The sequence below is a fragment of the Pseudohongiella sp. genome (assembly GCF_040877505.1).
Lineage (GTDB): Bacteria > Pseudomonadota > Gammaproteobacteria > Pseudomonadales > Pseudohongiellaceae > Pseudohongiella.
Genome location: NZ_JBBDNQ010000006.1, coordinates 435,604 through 453,348, shown reverse-complemented (window position 1 = coordinate 453,348; position 17,745 = coordinate 435,604). Strand labels below are relative to the sequence as shown.

At 53.8% G+C, this 17,745-nt stretch carries 16 protein-coding genes; 15 read left to right on the top strand and 1 reads right to left on the bottom strand.

The window, feature by feature from the left end:
• The first annotated feature begins 26 nt into the window (after nucleotides 1–26).
• The 11 genes from odhB (at nucleotide 27) to htpG (ending at nucleotide 12,598) form a co-directional block, all read left to right on the top strand.
• On the top strand, nucleotides 27–1,283 hold the full coding sequence (gene odhB / locus WD071_RS02185) for a 2-oxoglutarate dehydrogenase complex dihydrolipoyllysine-residue succinyltransferase (protein ID WP_368046653.1): 1,257 nt from the start codon (nucleotides 27–29) through the stop codon (nucleotides 1,281–1,283).
• A 129-nt stretch (nucleotides 1,284–1,412) separates the two neighbouring features.
• The gene (lpdA, locus tag WD071_RS02180) at nucleotides 1,413–2,864 is read left to right on the top strand and encodes a dihydrolipoyl dehydrogenase (protein ID WP_368046652.1); all 1,452 of its coding nucleotides are present in this window, start codon (nucleotides 1,413–1,415) and stop codon (nucleotides 2,862–2,864) included.
• A 32-nt stretch (nucleotides 2,865–2,896) separates the two neighbouring features.
• A complete protein-coding gene (gene sucC / locus WD071_RS02175) occupies nucleotides 2,897–4,063 on the top strand; it encodes an ADP-forming succinate--CoA ligase subunit beta (RefSeq protein ID WP_368046651.1) in 1,167 nt (388 codons plus the stop codon).
• On the top strand, nucleotides 4,063–4,935 hold the full coding sequence (sucD, locus tag WD071_RS02170; protein WP_368046650.1) for a succinate--CoA ligase subunit alpha: 873 nt from the start codon (nucleotides 4,063–4,065) through the stop codon (nucleotides 4,933–4,935). Before sucC ends, sucD begins: the two co-directional genes overlap by 1 nt.
• 490 nt (nucleotides 4,936–5,425) lie before the next feature.
• Nucleotides 5,426–6,217, top strand: coding sequence for a DUF3450 domain-containing protein (locus WD071_RS02165; protein WP_368046649.1), 792 nt, complete (start codon nucleotides 5,426–5,428; stop codon nucleotides 6,215–6,217).
• Nucleotides 6,214–7,614 carry a MotA/TolQ/ExbB proton channel family protein gene (locus WD071_RS02160; protein WP_368046648.1) on the top strand — a complete coding sequence of 467 codons (1,401 nt, stop codon included), beginning with the start codon at nucleotides 6,214–6,216 and terminating at the stop codon, nucleotides 7,612–7,614. Before WD071_RS02165 ends, WD071_RS02160 begins: the two co-directional genes overlap by 4 nt.
• Nucleotides 7,615–7,623: 9 nt before the next feature.
• Complete coding sequence (locus WD071_RS02155) at nucleotides 7,624–8,145, top strand: MotA/TolQ/ExbB proton channel family protein (protein ID WP_368046647.1); 522 nt, start codon at nucleotides 7,624–7,626, stop codon at nucleotides 8,143–8,145.
• Nucleotides 8,146–8,176: 31 nt separating this feature from the next.
• Complete coding sequence (locus tag WD071_RS02150) at nucleotides 8,177–8,587, top strand: ExbD/TolR family protein (RefSeq protein WP_368046646.1); 411 nt, start codon at nucleotides 8,177–8,179, stop codon at nucleotides 8,585–8,587.
• A gap of 3 nt (nucleotides 8,588–8,590) precedes the next feature.
• On the top strand, nucleotides 8,591–9,199 hold the full coding sequence (locus WD071_RS02145) for an energy transducer TonB (RefSeq protein WP_368046645.1): 609 nt from the start codon (nucleotides 8,591–8,593) through the stop codon (nucleotides 9,197–9,199).
• A gap of 3 nt (nucleotides 9,200–9,202) precedes the next feature.
• Nucleotides 9,203–10,564 carry a tetratricopeptide repeat protein gene (locus WD071_RS02140; RefSeq protein ID WP_368046644.1) on the top strand — a complete coding sequence of 454 codons (1,362 nt, stop codon included), beginning with the start codon at nucleotides 9,203–9,205 and terminating at the stop codon, nucleotides 10,562–10,564.
• Between the two features lie 120 nt (nucleotides 10,565–10,684).
• Nucleotides 10,685–12,598, top strand: a complete 1,914-nt coding sequence (gene htpG, locus WD071_RS02135; RefSeq protein WP_368046643.1) for a molecular chaperone HtpG — start codon at nucleotides 10,685–10,687, stop codon at nucleotides 12,596–12,598.
• 309 nt (nucleotides 12,599–12,907) lie between these two features.
• On the opposite strand, the gene argS is transcribed toward htpG, so the two are convergent.
• Nucleotides 12,908–14,644 carry an arginine--tRNA ligase gene (gene argS / locus WD071_RS02130; RefSeq protein ID WP_368046642.1) on the bottom strand — a complete coding sequence of 579 codons (1,737 nt, stop codon included), beginning with the start codon at nucleotides 14,642–14,644 and terminating at the stop codon, nucleotides 12,908–12,910.
• A 208-nt stretch (nucleotides 14,645–14,852) separates the two neighbouring features.
• Here argS and WD071_RS02125 point away from each other — a divergent pair, with 208 nt between their 5' ends.
• The 4 genes from WD071_RS02125 (at nucleotide 14,853) to plsX (ending at nucleotide 17,739) form a co-directional block, all read left to right on the top strand.
• The gene (locus WD071_RS02125) at nucleotides 14,853–15,815 is read left to right on the top strand and encodes an RluA family pseudouridine synthase (protein ID WP_368046641.1); all 963 of its coding nucleotides are present in this window, start codon (nucleotides 14,853–14,855) and stop codon (nucleotides 15,813–15,815) included.
• 73 nt (nucleotides 15,816–15,888) lie between these two features.
• Nucleotides 15,889–16,452, top strand: coding sequence for a DUF177 domain-containing protein (locus tag WD071_RS02120; protein ID WP_368046640.1), 564 nt, complete (start codon nucleotides 15,889–15,891; stop codon nucleotides 16,450–16,452).
• A gap of 64 nt (nucleotides 16,453–16,516) precedes the next feature.
• Nucleotides 16,517–16,696, top strand: a complete 180-nt coding sequence (gene rpmF / locus WD071_RS02115; protein ID WP_368046639.1) for a 50S ribosomal protein L32 — start codon at nucleotides 16,517–16,519, stop codon at nucleotides 16,694–16,696.
• A 2-nt stretch (nucleotides 16,697–16,698) separates the two neighbouring features.
• The gene (gene plsX / locus WD071_RS02110) at nucleotides 16,699–17,739 is read left to right on the top strand and encodes a phosphate acyltransferase PlsX (protein WP_368046638.1); all 1,041 of its coding nucleotides are present in this window, start codon (nucleotides 16,699–16,701) and stop codon (nucleotides 17,737–17,739) included.
• Nucleotides 17,740–17,745: the final 6 nt, after the last annotated feature.

Below are 17,745 nucleotides of genomic sequence, written 5' to 3'. Positions count from 1 at the left end.
GACACACATGAGTGTAAGGAACAGACATGTCTATTGAGATCAAAGCACCAACACTGCCGGAATCGGTGCCAGATGGCACAATCGCAAGCTGGCACAAGAAAGCGGGCGATGCAGTCAAGCGCGATGAACTCCTTGTTGATATCGAAACCGACAAGGTTGTCATTGAAGTGGTATCACCTGCAGACGGTGTGCTGGAGAAGATTGTAAAAGACTCTGGCGACACAATTGTCAGCAATGAACTTATCGCCCTGGTCAAGGAAGGCGCTGCTGATTCGGGCGACGCCAAGCCTGCTGCAGCGGATGATGACAAAAAAGCTGAAAGCAAGGCTGACAACAAGACAGCCGCATCCAGCGACAGCAAATCCGAGTCCGGCTCGGCAGATGCTGCGCCACTGAGCCCTGCGGCCAAGAAACTGGCAGAAGAGCATGGTCTCAAGGCAGAGCAGATCACTGGGACCGGCAAAGATGGCCGTGTTACCAAAGAAGATGTGATGAATGCCATTGAAAGCGGCTCCAAAGCCGGATCCGGCAGCGCTGCACCGGTATCCCGCGAGCACCCGGTGGCTGATATGTCATCCGGTCGCGTAGAGGAACGCGTACCCATGAGCCGTCTGCGTGCCAAAGTGGCCGAGCGGCTGTTGCAGGCGTCGCAGACCACTGCGATGCTGACCACGTTTAATGAAGTCAACATGGAACCTGTGATGTCGCTGCGGGCGCGTTACAAGGACCAGTTCGAGAAAACACATGATGGGGTCCGCCTGGGTTTCATGTCCTTCTTTGTCCGTGCCTGTGTTGAAGCCCTGAAGCGTTTCCCGGCGGTGAATGCATCCATTGATGGCAGCGACATTGTTTATCACGGTTACCAGGACATCGGCGTGGCGGTATCGTCACCGCGTGGCCTGGTCGTACCGGTGCTGCGCAATGCCGATCACATGAGTCTGGCGCAGGTTGAAGGCAAGATCCGTGAATACGGCCTCAAGGCACAGGACGGCAAGCTGTCCATGGATGAAATGACCGGCGGTACGTTCACCATTTCCAATGGCGGTGTGTTCGGTTCATTGTTATCGACACCCATTCTGAATCCGCCACAAACCGCGATCCTGGGTATGCACAAGATTCAGGAGCGCCCCATGGCCGTGAACGGCAAGGTAGAAATATTGCCGATGATGTATCTCGCACTGTCATACGATCATCGCATGATCGACGGTAAAGAGGCCGTGCAGTTCCTGGTTACAATCAAAGATCTGTTGGAAGATCCCGCGAGAATTCTGCTGGAAATCTGATCTTCGTTGCCACGGCAACGGGATGGATCGTGCATTCTTCTCGTTTTGCATGAGCCACGGCCAGATCAGTGCTGTGGCTCATGTGTTTCACGGGTCAGTAACTGAAAGACAAACGGACAGGAAATAATTATGACTAAAAAATACGATGTGGTTGTTGTTGGTGCCGGCCCGGCAGGGTATGTCGCAGCGATTCGCTGTGCGCAGTTGGGTCTGAAAACCATTTGTGTCGAAAAATGGCATGACGAGAAAAAAGAGGCGGTTTTTGGTGGCACGTGCCTGAACGTAGGCTGCATACCGTCCAAAGCCCTGCTGGACTCGTCGCACAAATACGCCGAAGCTCAAAAGGGTTTCGAAATTCACGGTATATCACTGGAAAAACTGGCCATTGACGTACCGGCGATGATTGACCGCAAAGCAAAAATCGTCAAGCAGCTGACCCAGGGCGTGAAAGGCCTGTTTACCCATAACAAGGTAGAAAGCATTCAGGGCGCCGGCAAGTTGCTGAAAGACAAAAAAGTGGAAGTGACTGACGCCGATGGCAAAACACAGACCATTGAAGGCGAGCACATTATTCTGGCAGCCGGCTCGGAGCCGATCGATATTCCCCCGACCCCGGTAGACCAGGAAACAATTGTCAACTCAACGGGTGCGCTTGAGTTCAGTTCAGTGCCCAAGCGACTCGGCGTTATCGGCGCCGGTGTCATTGGTTTGGAACTGGGCAGTGTGTGGTCGCGTCTGGGCGCCGAAGTGACTGTCCTTGAAGCCATGGATGAGTTCCTGCCTGCTGTTGATCAGCAGGTCGCCAAAGAAGCCAAAAAGGTGCTGGAAAAGCAGGGGCTGAATATCAAGCTCGGCAGCAAGGTTTCCGGCAGCAAGCTCGGCGGCAAAGGCAAGAACAAGACTGTCACTGTCAGCTACACCGACAAGGATGGTGATCAGGAAATAGTATTCGACAAGCTCATCGTTGCTGTCGGTCGTCGTCCCGTCTCCAAGGGTCTGTTGTCAGATGACTGCGGTGTTGAAGTGGACAAGCGTGGATTTGTTGTCGTTGATGACCAGTGTGCCACCAAAGTGCCGGGTGTTTATGCGGCAGGTGACCTGGTTCGCGGCCCCATGCTGGCTCACAAGGGCATGGAAGAGGGCGTGATGATTGCCGAACGTATCGCCGGCAAGAAAACCCAGGTCAACTACGATCTGGTGCCATTTGTCATTTATACCCATCCGGAGATTGCCTGGGTGGGCAAGACCGAGCAGCAACTTAAGGAAGAGGGCGTTGAATACAGCGTCGGTACTTTCCCGTTCAGCATCAATGGTCGTGCCATGGCGGCAAATGATACCGCCGGTCTGGTCAAATTGATTGCTCATGCCAAAACCGATCGCGTCCTGGGCGCCCACATCATTGGCCCTAGCGCTGCTGATCTTGTGCAGCAGGTGGCGATCGCCATGGAGTTCAGTGCCAGTGCAGAAGATCTGGGCCTGACCATGTTCTCACACCCGACTCTGTCGGAAGCGGTGCACGAAGCAGCATTGGCTGTTGGCGGTCACGCCATCCATGCTGCCAACAAACGTAAGCGCAATTGATTCATGCGCTTCTATAACAGAGGAATTACAGAATGAATCTACACGAATACCAGGGCAAGCAGCTGTTCGCTGAGTACGGATTGCCCGTTTCCAAAGGTTTTGCTGTTGATACGCCTGAGGCCGCAGCAGAAGCCTGTGACAAGATCGGTGGTGACATGTGGGTGGTCAAGGCCCAGGTTCACGCAGGCGGGCGCGGTAAGGCGGGTGGGGTAAAACTCATCAAGAGCCGTGACGATGCCAAGGCATTTGCCGCACAGTGGCTGGGCAAACGTCTGGTTACATACCAGACGGATGCCAATGGCCAGCCAGTGAGCAAAATTCTGGTTGAATCCTGCACGGACATCGCACAGGAATTGTATCTGGGTGCGGTCGTGGATCGTTCCTCTCGCCGGGTTGTGTTCATGGCCTCGACTGAGGGCGGTGTAGAGATTGAAAAAGTGGCTCATGATACGCCCGAGAAAATTCTCAAGGCGATCGTTGATCCGTTGGTAGGTGCACAACCTTACCAAGGCCGCGACCTGGCATTTCAGCTGGGCTTAAAGGGTGATCAGATAAAACAGTTCACCAATATATTTATGGGTCTGGCCAAATTGTTCGTCGACTATGACCTGGCGCTGTTGGAAATCAACCCCCTGGTTATCAAGGAAGACGGCAATCTGCATTGTCTGGATGCAAAACTGGGTATTGATGGCAATGCGCTTTATCGTCAGCCCAAACTGCGTGAGATGCACGATCCGTCGCAGGACGATCCGCGCGAAGCGCACGCTGCCAGCTTTGAACTTAATTACGTAGCGCTTGATGGCAACATCGGCTGCATGGTCAATGGTGCCGGCCTGGCCATGGGCACCATGGATATCGTTAACCTGCACGGCGGTCAACCGGCCAACTTCCTGGATGTTGGGGGCGGTGCAACCAAAGAGCGTGTGACCGAGGCGTTCAAGATTATTCTGTCTGACGACAACGTTAAAGCGGTTCTGGTCAACATCTTCGGGGGCATAGTCCGTTGCGACATGATTGCTGAAGGGATTATCGGCGCCGTAAAAGAGGTCGGTGTCAAAGTGCCGGTTGTGGTTCGTCTGGAAGGCAACAATGCTGACCTGGGCGCCAAGGCGCTGGCCGACAGCGGGCTCAACATCATCGCAGCAACCAGTCTGACCGACGCTGCCCAGCAAGTCGTCAAGGCCGCGGAGGGTAAATAATGAGTATTCTGATCAATAAAGACACCAAAGTAATCTGTCAGGGTTTTACCGGATCACAAGGTACCTTCCACTCTGAGCAGGCCATTGCCTACGGCACCAAGATGGTTGGCGGTGTAACACCCGGCAAGGGTGGCACCACGCATCTGGGCCTGCCGGTTTTTAATACCGTGCGTGAAGCCGTGGATGCAACGGGCGCTGACGCCAGTGTCATTTACGTACCGGCGCCGTTCTGCAAAGACTCCATCCTGGAAGCAGCCAACAGCGGTATCAAGCTGATTGTCTGTATCACGGAAGGCATCGCTACACTGGATATGCTGGAAGCCAAGGTCAAGTGCGACGAACTGGGCGTGCGTCTGATCGGGCCGAACTGTCCTGGCGTGATCACGCCGGGTGAATGCAAAATCGGCATCATGCCCGGTCACATCCACAAACCGGGCAAAGTGGGTATTGTCTCGCGCTCCGGCACACTGACTTACGAAGCGGTCAAACAGACGACCGACCATGGCTTTGGTCAGTCATCGTGTGTGGGCATAGGCGGAGACCCAATCCCCGGGTCCAACTTCATCGACATCCTGGCCATGTTCGAAAAAGATCCGGCGACAGAAGCAATCGTCATGATTGGCGAGATTGGCGGCAGTGCCGAGGAAGAAGCGGCGGCCTACATTAAAGCGAATGTCACAAAGCCCGTGGTATCCTACATTGCAGGCGTCACGGCACCGGCAGGCAAGCGTATGGGTCATGCCGGCGCGATCATCTCTGGTGGCAAGGGTACTGCCGATGAGAAATTTGCGGCCTTGCAGGACGCGGGCGTGAAAACCGTCCGCAGTCTGGCAGATATCGGTGATGCTCTGAAAGAGGTTACTGGTTGGTGACAGTGATCTGGTGCACCTGCGCAGGGCATGGGGAGAGCCCATGAACCGGCGCGGTGCATCTTTTGCCAGGTTTGCTGGCAAGGGCAAAAATTTCTGTGTTCGGAGGTTCAAAAAAACAAACGGGTTGTGTTAGTCTTGACTACATAATTCGGCAGGGAGCACTGAATTTACGCCAAATTGCATGATGTTGGCGATAATTGTTACTAATTCTCTCATGATTTTTTTGTTCGTGTAGAAAGGTAACCAGATGGCCTGATTTATGCACAGATTGCAAAAACGTTTATGCATGGATCTTCATGTGTAAACTGCAGAAAGATTGCAGGAAAGATTGCAGACTGAAGGATCGTAGTAGTCTGGTATTTGCAGCCCGGTATCGTTTCCGGGGGTAAATTTGCCAGTGTGGGGTTTAACCGCTTCACGCCGGTAATGAAGAAAAGATGTCACGTCTGATGTTCGCATCAGAGTGTTTAATACAATAACAGGATGGCACATGAATAACCGTCGATTATATTCCAAGGTTCTGGTACCACTCGCATCCCTGCTAGTGATCGGAACAGCCAAGGCGCAAGACGTAGATACAAGCACGATTGACAGAGCCTTGAATGTTGTAGACGAGACTAACGCGGCAGCTGCCCGGTCTCAGGAGACCATCAACCGTCTCTCCAACTCCTCAAGCGCACTGTTCGAAGACTTCAAACTGGAAAGCGATAACCTGGAAGCCTTGATGGTGTTGAACGCCAACTGGCGTCGACAGATCGCAATCCAGGAACAGGATCTGGAAACAATCGCTGAGTCCATTGCGGAAGTTCGGAACGTAACCCAGGAACTGCCGCTGCTGATGAACAAAATGATCTCCAGTATGGAGCAGTTTGTTGAGCTGGACATGCCTTTCCATCTGGATGCACGTCGGGCCCGCATCGAGTTTGCCAAAGCCGCAATCGATAATCCCAATGTTTCTACCGCAGAACGCTTCCGTCAGATCCTGGTGCTTTACCAGACTGAGAACGCTTATGGTCGAACACGCGAAACCTATCCGACAACCCTGACGCTTGATGGCGTTGAGCGGGATGTTGACATGTTGCGTGTGGGTCGTATCGCACTGACATTCCAGACTAAAGATCGCTCGATGACGGGCGCCTGGGATCCAGAAGCGCGTCAATGGGTCACCCTTGACGCTGGCGAATACAGAGATGCCATTCGCACGGGTATCAGCGTTGCCACTGGTACCATTGCACCAGAAATCATTAACGTACCAATCGTTGCGCCGGAGTTAGCACAGTGAAGAATAATATAATCAAATTAGCAGGTATTACCGTCACGGGGCTTATGCTCGCCGTATCCACTCAGGTGTTTGCGCAACAGCCGGCAGCCAGCCTGGAACAACTTCTGCGTAGCGTTGAAGAAAACAGCGTCGCCGAGTCCGCCGAAGCGCGGGAGCGTGAACAGCGTTTCCAGCAGAACGTGGATCAGCAGGAGCAGATCCTGCAGCAGACACGTCAGCGCATCACTGAAGAAGAAACCGAAAACGCGCGCCTTGAAGGCATTTTTGATGAAAACCGTCAATTGCTGATAGACGCCCGCGCTCAATTGCGTGATGTCCGGGCCAACCTGAACGAACTGCTGGGTACCATCCAGGGTGTTGCCGGCGACTTCCAGAGCATTTTTGATGACTCGCTGATCAGCGCACAGTATCCGGGCCGTAACGAGTTTCTGGATTCTTTCATCGAACGCGTAGCGTCTGACACTGAACAGGTGCGTGTTGATGAAATTGAGCGCTTCTGGTTCTACATGCAACAGGAAATGACCGAATCCGGTCGTGTTGTTCAATACCAGGATACTGTTGGCCTGGCATCAGGCGAGCAGGAAGAGCGCATGATCACGCGTATCGGTTCCTTTAACGCCATTGGCGACGGTGAATACCTGTCTTACACGGGTGATGTAGGTCACCTGCAGGTTCTGCCACGCCAGCCTAACGGCGATATCCTTGGCCGAGCTGCCCAGCTCGAGTCCGCCGAAAGCGGCTTCACCAGAGTCGGTATCGATCCGACCGGCGCCGTGGGTGGCAGCCTGATGGCCAACCTGATCAACTTCCCGACGCCGCTTGAGCAGGTCGAGCAGAACTCGGGCGAGATTGGTTTCATGATCATTGGTCTGGGTATCATTGGTGTGCTGGTCGGTATTGTCCGCTCCTTCATGCTGACCCTGGTTGCTGCCAAGGTTAACGCTCAGGTCAAGTCAGACAAAGCTAACAGCAACAACCCGCTGGGTCGTGTATTGCTGGTCGCCGAGTCCAACCCGAATGTGGACACAGAAACACTCGAACTGAAGCTGGGTGAAGCCATCCTGCAGGAAACACCTGCACTGGAGCGCTTCCTGACCCTGATCAAGATCATCGCAACCATTGCTCCGCTGATGGGTCTGTTGGGTACGGTGACCGGTATGATTCAGGTGTTCCAGCAGATTACGGTTTACGGTGCCGGTGATCCGACCATTATGGCTGGTGGTATTTCCATGGCCCTGATGACGACCGTACTGGGTATCGTTGCTGCGATTCCGTGTATCCTTATGCACACCTGGGTTAAGAGCAAGAGTGACCGCATCATCCATATTCTGGAAGAGCAGGCCACAGGTCTTATCGCCCGGAAAGCTGAAGCCGCCGGTAACAAGGCTCAGGCTTAAGGGGGCACCATGTATTTCGCGCTGCTCGATTTTTCTGATGCGATCATGGATTTCATGAACAAGGGTGGACCGGTGTTGTGGATTATCGGTGGCCTGTTGCTGGTGAAGTGGTCGCTGATATTCGAGCGGGTATGGTATCTGCACTCCACTCATGCCAAGAGGGTCAAACAGACCCTCGCGGTGTGGGCCGGTCGCAGCGACACCCGTTCCTGGCGCGCTCAGCAGATCCGTACCCTGATGATCTCTGAAGTTTCGCTGGACCTGAAGTCTACATTGCCCATGATCGAGTCACTGGTGGTGGTTTGTCCGCTGCTGGGCTTGATGGGTACGGTGACAGGCATGATTGAAGTCTTCTACGTTATGGCATTTACCGGCGGTGGTGATGCCCAGTCCATGGCAGGTGGTGTTTCCAAAGCCACAATACCGACAATGGCGGGCATGGTAGGCGCACTTTCCGGTATTTTTGCTACCAACTGGTTAAAGCACCGAGTTGATCGTGACCTGGAACTTCTTGAAGATCATATGTCCTAATAATTTATAAAGACTCGATAAAGGCATAATAATGAAATCAGGTTTAATGAAGAAACGCGATGATGACGAAAACACCGGGGAGATTGATCTTACCCCGATGCTTGATGTCGTTTTCATCCTGCTGATCTTCTTTATCGTGACCTCGGTGTTTGTCACCGAGGCCGGTATAGATGTCAACAAACCGGATGCATCTACCGCTCAGCCCCGCTCTCAGGATCTGATCCTGATCGCGGTCAGCGGTGATGGTCAGATCTGGATCGACGGTGAGCAGATTGACGCTCGGTTTATCAGAAGCAGATTCGAGCGCCGATTGGCAGAAACACCCAATGCTTCTGTGGTTATTCAGGGTGATCAGGCGGCTGAAAATCAGCATGTCCTCAGAATCCTGGAAGCGGCCCGCGATGCAAATATCGCATCTGTGTCCATTTCAACGGAGAATTAAACAATGATTGCAATTCGATGGTTGATTTCTCTGATACTGGCGGCAGGCATTACGCTGGCCCTGTTTTACTTTATGCAGGCGCTGATCGCAACCGGCAGTCAACTGGAAGAGCGCGCTAATGTTGTGCGAATTGTTGACGCGACCATGCCGGAAATCGAAATGGAAGTGATACGTGAGGTGGAACGCCCCGAAGAAATTCAGCAACCGGAAGAAACGCCACCTCCGCCGGAAAACCGTAACGTCGATATGGATAATATGGCTGGCCTGAATATTGATCGCGGCGCCGGTGATATCGACATAGGTCTGGATATTGGCAACGCCGGCCTGGGTGTATCCGATGGTGAAATGCTGCCGCTGGTAAACATACAACCAACCTATCCGACACGTGCTGCTCAGCGCGGTATCGAAGGCTGGTGTCAGGTGTCGTTTACGGTGACAGCCGCTGGTGGTGTCCAGGACGTTGTTGTTATTGATGCAGAACCACGTGGCATGTTTGACTCCGCGTCGATCCGTGCTGCGGAGCGATTCCGCTTTCAGCCGCGCGTGGTGAATGGTGAGGCAGTTCCTGTGCCCAACGTTCAGTATGTGTTCCGCTATCAGCTGGAGGAGTAATTTATGTTGAAAACGAAGTTCAAATATAAATCGCTTCTGCTGGCGATGACCTTTGCTGCCTCTACCCTGGTAGGACAGGCTGCGTTTATGACGACAGCCTCAGCGCAGGAAGACGAGGATGACGGTCCTCGTCAGCCACCACCCACACGTTCTTCAGAAGTGTTGAGCGACCGTGTATTCCGGGTGATTTCTGAAGTCAATGAACTGATGAATCCGCCGGAAGAGGGTGTTCAACCCGATCTCGAACGAGCCAAGCGTGAGCTGGACGAATTGAATGAGAGGTATGACTCGCTCAATAACTTTGAGAAGTCGACAATGCTCAATTTTTACACCAACTACTACCTGGCCACGGATGATATCGAAAATGCGCTGCTGACCTTCGAGCGTATTCTTACCATCGAAGAGCTGCGTGAAGAAGCGCGATTGCGAGCCTTGCGTGCACTGGGCCAGTTGTATGCCAGTGAAGAGCGTTTCCAGGAAGCTATTGACACGCTTAATACCTGGCGTGAGCTGTCAGTTGAGGAAGACGCCAATATCTACCTGATTCTGGCGCAATCCCACTACTACCTGGAGAACTACCAGGCGGCAATACCCTTGCTGATTGATCATATGGATATGGTCATTGCCGAGGGCGGTGAACTGCGCAAGAACATCTATGGTCTGCTCAATTTGATGTATATCGAGCTGGAAGACTACCGCAGCGCACTGGATGTAACGCGTACCATGATCGCTCTGTTTGACGAGGCGCCCGAATATCGAAACCTGGCAGCCATTTATGGCTACCTGGAAGACGATGACAAGCGTCTGCAGACGCTGGAGCTGACCTACGTTAAGGGTTATATGGACAGCGAAGCGCAGTTCCTGAACCTGGCACAGTCCCTGGCCGGTATAGATGCGCCTTACCGTGGCATCAAAATCCTGGAAGACGGTATCGCGAAGGGCATCGTGGAAGAGAACGAGGCCAATCTACGCCGTCTGACCCAGATGTACATCATGGCATCCGAGTTTGAAGGGGCGGTAGAGCCTGCGGAGAGACTGACCGAGCTGGCCAATGATGGTGAATCCTGGGACTACCTGGGTTATATCCACCTGATGAACCGTGACTACGCCAGCGCTGTTGAGGCCATGCAGACGGCATTGCAGCGGGGCGGTCTGGAAAATCAGGGCGAAGTGCAGCTGGCTCTGGCCCGTGCTCTGGTTGAGCTGGATCGATTTGACGAAGCAGAAGCGGCTGCCCGCGCCGCCCAGAATCTGGGTGAGGATAACGCTCAGCAGTTTCTGACCTACATTGAAAGCTCAAAGAACCGGTTTGAAACATTGCAGCAGCGTAAGGAAGAGTCCATCGAGTATTATCGAGAAGCTTGATCCACTGGCTGCAAAAAGCAGACTTGAAATAGCGGGTTAACGACCCAATAAAACAACCCGGTAGTCGAAAAGACTGCCGGGTTTTTTTATTTATACGGCTTTGATCCAGCAGGGGTATACATGGCTACGGAAACAAAAAAGGAAACGCGCGGATTTGAGACCGAAGCGAAACAGCTTCTGAAACTCATGATTCATTCCCTCTACAGCAACAAAGAGGTATTTCTGCGAGAACTGATTTCGAATGCATCTGACGCTGCCGACAAGCTGCGTTTTGAAGCGTTGTCCAGGCCTGATATATACGAAGATGATACCGAGCTCAAGGTCGTCATCGATTTTGATCAGGATGCTGGCACGGTCAGTATCTCGGACAACGGCATTGGCATGTCGCGCGAAGATGTTATCAGCAATCTGGGTACCATCGCGCGTTCGGGCACGGCCCAGTTTCTGGAATCGCTGAGCGGTGATCAGAAGAAGGACTCGCAGCTTATCGGTCAGTTTGGTGTCGGTTTTTATTCCGCCTTTATTGTTGCCGATCAGGTTGAGGTTCTGACACGAAAAGCCGGCGCGTCAACAGCCGACGGGGTGCACTGGACGTCGGCAGGCGAATCAGATTACACAATCGAGGTCACAGAAAAAGCGACGCGAGGCACGACGGTTATCCTCCACCTGCGCGACGACGCCAAGGAGTTTGCCGACAGCTACCGTTTGAAGCAGATTGTAAAAAAATACGCCGACCACATCGCTATTCCGGTATTGATGCCCAAACAAAGTGCCCCGGATGAAGAAGATGCCGAGGCGGGCGACAAACAGCCTGAATTTGAGGCAGTGAACGATGCCAAGGCGTTGTGGACACGGCCTCGTACCGAGGTCAAGGCGGAAGAATATGAAGAATTCTACAAGCATATCTCGCATGATTATGAAAAGCCGCTCGGCTGGAGCCACAATAAGGTAGAAGGCAAGCTGGAGTACACCAGTTTGCTGTATGTGCCGACGCGGGCGCCCTTTGACCTGTGGAACCGTGATGGTGTGCGTGGCCTGAAACTCTACGTGCAACGTGTTTTTATCATGGATCAGGCGGAACAGTTCCTGCCTTTGTATCTGCGCTTTATCAAGGGCGTGGTCGACTCCAATGACATCTCACTGAACGTGTCGCGCGAAATTTTGCAGAAAGATCCGGCGGTGGACTCAATGCGCAGCGCACTGACCAAGCGTGCCCTGGACATGCTGAGCAAGCTGAAAAAAGATGACAAGGAAAAATACGCCACATTCTGGCGTGAATTCGGCCAGGTCCTGAAAGAAGGGCCGGGTGAGGATTTCTCGAACCGCGAAAACATTTCCAGGTTGTTGATGTTCAACAGCACCCACGCCGAAGCCAAGGGCCAGGATCAGGGGCTGGAAGATTATGTGGCGCGCATGAAGCCGGATCAGGAAAAGATCTACTACCTGATCGCTGATTCAGAAAAAGCGGCAAAGAACAGCCCGCACCTGGAAATATTCCGCAAGAAAGGTATCGAGGTTCTGTTGTTGACGGATCGCATCGATGAATGGCTGATGAGTCATCTGAATGAATTTGATGGCAAATCCCTGCAGGATGTTACCCGCGGCGAACTGGATCTGGGCAAACTGGATGATGAGACCGAAAAAGCCGAACAGGAAAAGCGCGAGGAAACCTTCAAGCCTTTGCTGGAGCGTGTCAAGACTGCGCTCGGTGATCGCATCAAGGAGTCACGGGTGAGTCATCGCCTGACCGATTCGCCAGCCTGTCTGGCGCTTGATGATGATGACATGGGGGCGCAGATGCGCCGTATCATGGAGGCGTCAGGTCAGCCGGTGCCGGAAACAAAACCAATCTTTGAATTGAATCCGGACCATCCCCTGATCAATAAGCTGGAGCAGGAGCAGGATGAGGAACGCTTTGGTGATCTCATCTCCTTGCTGTTTGATCAGGCGAGCCTGGCCGATGGCAATGAGCTTGAGGACCCGGCACGGTTCAGCCGCCAGCTGAACAAGCTGCTGCTGGAACTTTGCGACTGATTCAATTCGGCGCCGCTGACGTATGCACAAGCTTGCCGGGGCTGGGTGGCAACTGAAGGGGCTTATGCGGCAGGGACGCCGCATAAGAGCCTCCACGGACGGATCCACGGCGTCCCCTGAAGGTGACACCCAGTCACGGCAAGCGGTCTCTAAACGTAGTCAATTATCAAAGGCTTCGATCCAAACCGTCTGATAGTCGGATAAAGCGGTCCGCCGTTTTTTGCTCCTGCAAAAACGGCATTTCCGCCATCTGACCGCCAGGGATGACGGAAATGCCGATAATGCAGGAGCAATTGTCGGCCTTGGCGGTCACATTCGATTTAAGGGTTCTATGCCCAGCAGGTTCAGGCCGCGCTTCAGGGTCTGAGCAGTCAGCGCTGCCAATGCCAGCCGCGATTTTCTCAGCGCATCGTCTGCCTTAAGGATGGGGCAGCACTCATAGAACTTCATGAAAGTGCCTGAGAGCTCGTATAGATACAGGCAAAGCTGATTAGGGTAACCATCGGCCCCCACTTGTCGAACGATCTCTGAAAGCTGCAGAACCTTCATCGCCAGCGCGCGCTCCTCAGCTGCATCCAACACAATCTGCTGGCCCGGCGCGACGCCTTCTTCCTCGAGACGACGCAACACACTCTGAATACGGGCATAGGCATAAAGCAGGTAGGGCGCCGTATTGCCCTCGAAAGACAGCATGCTCGACCAGTCGAAAACATAGTCACTGGTGCGATTCTTGGACAGATCGGAATACTTGACCGCAGCAATGCCCACGGTATCGGCGATTTGCTGGCGATCAGCTTCAGGCAGATCCGGGTTCTTTTCGCTGACCAGAGTAAATGCGCGGCGAACGGACTCGTCGAGCAAGTCCCTCAGTTTGACTGTGTCGCCGCTGCGCGTCTTGAAAGGTTTACCATCTTCGCCCATCATCGTGCCGTAGGCGATATGCTCAAGATGGCTGTCACTGCGGGCAAAACCGGCAAGTTGAGCAACCGCGAATACCTGTTGAAAATGCAGGCTCTGACGCGCATCCACAACGTAAAGCACGCGATCGGCGCCCAGGGTGTGGCATCGGTATCTGACGGCAGCCAGGTCAGTGGTGGCGTACAGGTAACCGCCATCACTTTTCTGCACAATGACGGGCAATGGTTTGCCATCTTTACCGGTAAAATCTTCCAGAAAAACGCAGTTTGCACCTTCGGACCGGGTCAGTAAATTTTTATTGTCCAGCTCTTTAATTATTGTGGATAACTCATTGTTATAAAAGCTTTCTGCACACAAGTCACTACGTTTCAGGCTCACCCCGAGTAATTCGTATACCTCTTCACAATGGCGCAGGGACTCATCAATGAAGCGCTGCCAGGCATCAAGACATTCCGGGTCTCCCCGTTGCAGGCGCACAACATAACTGCGTGCCAGTTCAGCAAATGCCGGGTCCGCATCAAAGCGTTGCTTGGCCTCACGATAAAACACTTCCAGATCGGAAAGATTTTTCGCCAGGGCCTTGTCATCATCGCTCAGGGTGGTCAGGTGCGCGATCAGCATGCCGAACTGTGTGCCCCAGTCGCCAACGTGGTTCTGACGGATCACGCAATGTCCCAGTGCTTCCAGAATACGCACAATGGCATCGCCGATGATGGTGCCGCGCAGGTGACCAACGTGCATTTCCTTGGCCAGATTGGGACTGGAGTAGTCGACAACAATGGTCTGTGCCTTGCTGACCGGGAGAATAAGGTTGGCACTGTCATGCAGGCAGTCACCGGCACGGCGGGCCAGCGCTTCAGTGTCGAGAAACAGATTGATGAACCCGGGCCCGGCAACTTCCGCCTTGGCGAGCAGGTCGCCACAGTCAATTTCAGCCACGACCTTGAGAGCCAGTTCACGCGGATTGGTGCGTAACTGCCGTGCCACTGACATGACACCGTTGGCCTGGTAGTCGCCAAATTCGGCTCTTGTTGCGTAAATAACCTGTGCCTTGGCGTCGCTTTGGCCGGTTACCCTGACTAACGCTTCGGTGATACCGGCTTCCAGTGATTCTCTGATGGTAAGCATGACTCTTCCTGTTCTCTTTCGTGCCCTGGGCTTGATGGTCCGAACCGCTTGCAGGCAGCATTAGGCTGAATGCAGGCGGATCAGTGAAAAACAGGCGCGATTTTACACCATTCGCCGCTACCGTGTCGGGTAAAGCGGTGTGCCTGGTGTTATAATCGCCGACTTTGCGTGAATCGATGCCTGTCTGGGTCGTTGTTGAGGCGCCGCTATGATCAATGCTCAGCCCGAGGGGGTCAGGACCGGAGTGCAACTGATTGATGTGTCAGTGCACTCGGACGGGCAGCGGCTGGACAATTTTCTGCTTGCGCGGCTCAAGGGCCTGCCCAAATCCCATCTGTACCGGTTGATTCGCAAAGGTGAAGTTCGCGTCAACAAAAAACGCTGCAAACCGGACTCCCGACTGGAAACCGGTGATGTGGTCAGGGTCGCGCCTTTGCGCCTGAGTGAGCAGGCGCCTGCAGCCACCCCCGGTGCCAGTCTGGTCAATTTGCTTGAGCACAGCGTGTTGTATGAAGACGAGCATCTGATGGCAGTCAATAAGCCGGCAGGACTCGCCGTTCACGCAGGTTCGGGGCTGCGTATCGGATTGATAGAGGCGCTCAGGGCCATGGCAGGGGAAGGTGATTTCCGTGAACTGGTGCATCGACTGGATAAAGACACATCGGGCTGCATTCTGGTTGCCAAAAGTGGTAAAGCCCTGAAGGTGCTGCAGGCAGACCTGAAACACAAAGCCATGGAGAAAACCTATCAGGCGCTGGTGCACGGCAACTGGCCGCATGATCTGATTGAGATTAAGGTATCGCTGCAGAAAAACCAGCCTCATGCCGGTGAGCGAATTGTCACCGTGCAGACGGACGGCAAATCGGCGTTGACCCGCTTCCGGGTGTTGCGGACATTTGCCGAGGCCAGTCTGATCGAAGCCATGCCGGTCACCGGCAGAACGCACCAGATTCGGGTGCACTGTCAGTACGCGGGGCACCCTATCATAGGGGACAGCAAGTATACCTATGACCATCGGCACAGCTTTACATCGGTCAGGCATCTCAACCTGCACGCGGCCGCGCTCAGCTTTCGCCATCCGGTTTCGGAACAGGAAATGCGGGTGGAGGCGCCTTTACGTGACGAGATGAATTCGCTGATCGATGGCCTGATTGAGGTAAACCGCCGGTAACAGGCGGTAAAATATGCGAAAATGAGCAGAATTTTTTGACAGAAACCTTTTGTGGCCCTATCATTGCGCGCCTATGGCTGAGACCCTTGAATTTGCATCCCCGCTGCTGTCGTTTGTAGACGCCCGAAAGGCGTTCCGGCACGAGCAGAAGGTAGAAGGTTATTTGCCTCTGGGGTCGCTGAAGAACATGTCGGCGATGCTCACGGATACCGATGGACTGGTGCACGCAGCCTTGACGTTCAGGTTTGATGAAGACAGGCGCCGTCGTGTAGACGGGCAGTTACAGGCGACCGTCAATGTGCAGTGCCAGCGTTGTCTGGAGCCGGTGCAGATCCGGCTAAGCGAGCACTTTGAGCTGGCAGTGGTCAGCACGGAGGCGATGGCCAGAGACTTGCCAGCCTCACTGGACCCGTGGTTGAGTGACGAAGAGACACTGAACCCGGCGGCTATTGTAGAAGAACAGTTGATTCTGTGCATGCCTATCGTCAGCACACATGAACAATGCAACGCTGCAATTGTTCAGGATGTGCTGGACAAGGGCATTGGTATAGAACACAGCGACCAGATCGAAGAGAAGCAGGCGAGCAGCCCGTTCTCGGTTCTGGCGGCGTTAAAGAACAAGCCTGATATCCACTAGGGTATCGGGTTTTTAGTTATTTAGTTGGTTTAGTAGACAGTTTAAGTAATCAGGAGCAATCAGCATGGCCGTTCAGCAAAACAAGAAATCCCGCGCTCGTCGCGATCAGCGTCGCAGTCACGATGCATTGACAGGACCGACACTGTCTGTGGATCAAACCACGGGTGAGGTGCATCGTCGTCACCACATGACAGCCGATGGTTTTTACAAAGGCAAGAAAGTACTGAACCTCGGTGACGAATAAGTTTGACTGAAGTCAGACGTATCGCGATTGATGTCATGGGGGGCGATTTTGGCCCCCCGGTGACCGTACCGGCTGCGTTTGCTGCATTGGCAAAACACCCTTCACTGCATCTGACATTGATCGGTGATGAACCCCAGATTAAATCCCTGATATCCCCGATCACCGCAAGCACTGCTGAGCGCGTAGACACTGCTGGGCGCGTGGAAATTATTCATACCGATGTTGCGGTCAGTGCGCAGGCCCGCCCGGACAGTATTTTGCGCGGTAATCGTGATTCTTCCATGTTTATTGCCGTTGACCGGGTCCGTCAGGGTCTCGCCGATGCATGCGTCAGTGCGGGAAATACGGGCGCACTGTTGATGGCTGGCCGACATCTGCTTGAGGCCATTCCCGGTATCGACAAACCTGCCATTATGGCTACATTGCCTGCAACCCGCTCCGGCGGCTACAGCTATCTGCTGGATGTCGGCGCCAACGTCAGCAACAATGCGGCAGAGTTGTACCAGTTTGCCCTGATGGGCGCTGTGCTGGCATCCAGCCTGTCAGACCGGCCACGGGCGCGGGTGGCGTTGCTGAACATTGGTGAGGAGGCGCACAAAGGCACACCTGAAATTCGTGAGGCAGCGGTGATGCTGGCTGACAATCCGGACGTCAACTATGTTGGTTTCATCGAGGGCAATCAGTTGTTCGACGGTGTTGCCGATGTCATTGTCTGCGACGGTTTTACCGGCAACATTACCATCAAGACCAGTGCTGGTGCCGTGAAGGTGATGCAGCGTCTGCTTGCAGGCAGCATGAAGGCCCGTTGGTATAACCGGCTGTTGGGTCTGCTGGCCAGGCCGTTGCTGCAGCATATCGGCAACGAACTGAACCCTTCGCGTTACAATGGCGCCACGCTGGTGGGCCTGCGCGGTATCATTGTGAAAAGCCACGGCAATGCTTCGCGGGATGGCTTTGAGCGTGCGATAAACCACGCCGTTAAACAGATAGAAGATGATGTGCCGACCCTGATAGCGGGTAAAATACAGCACATGACAGATTAGAATCAC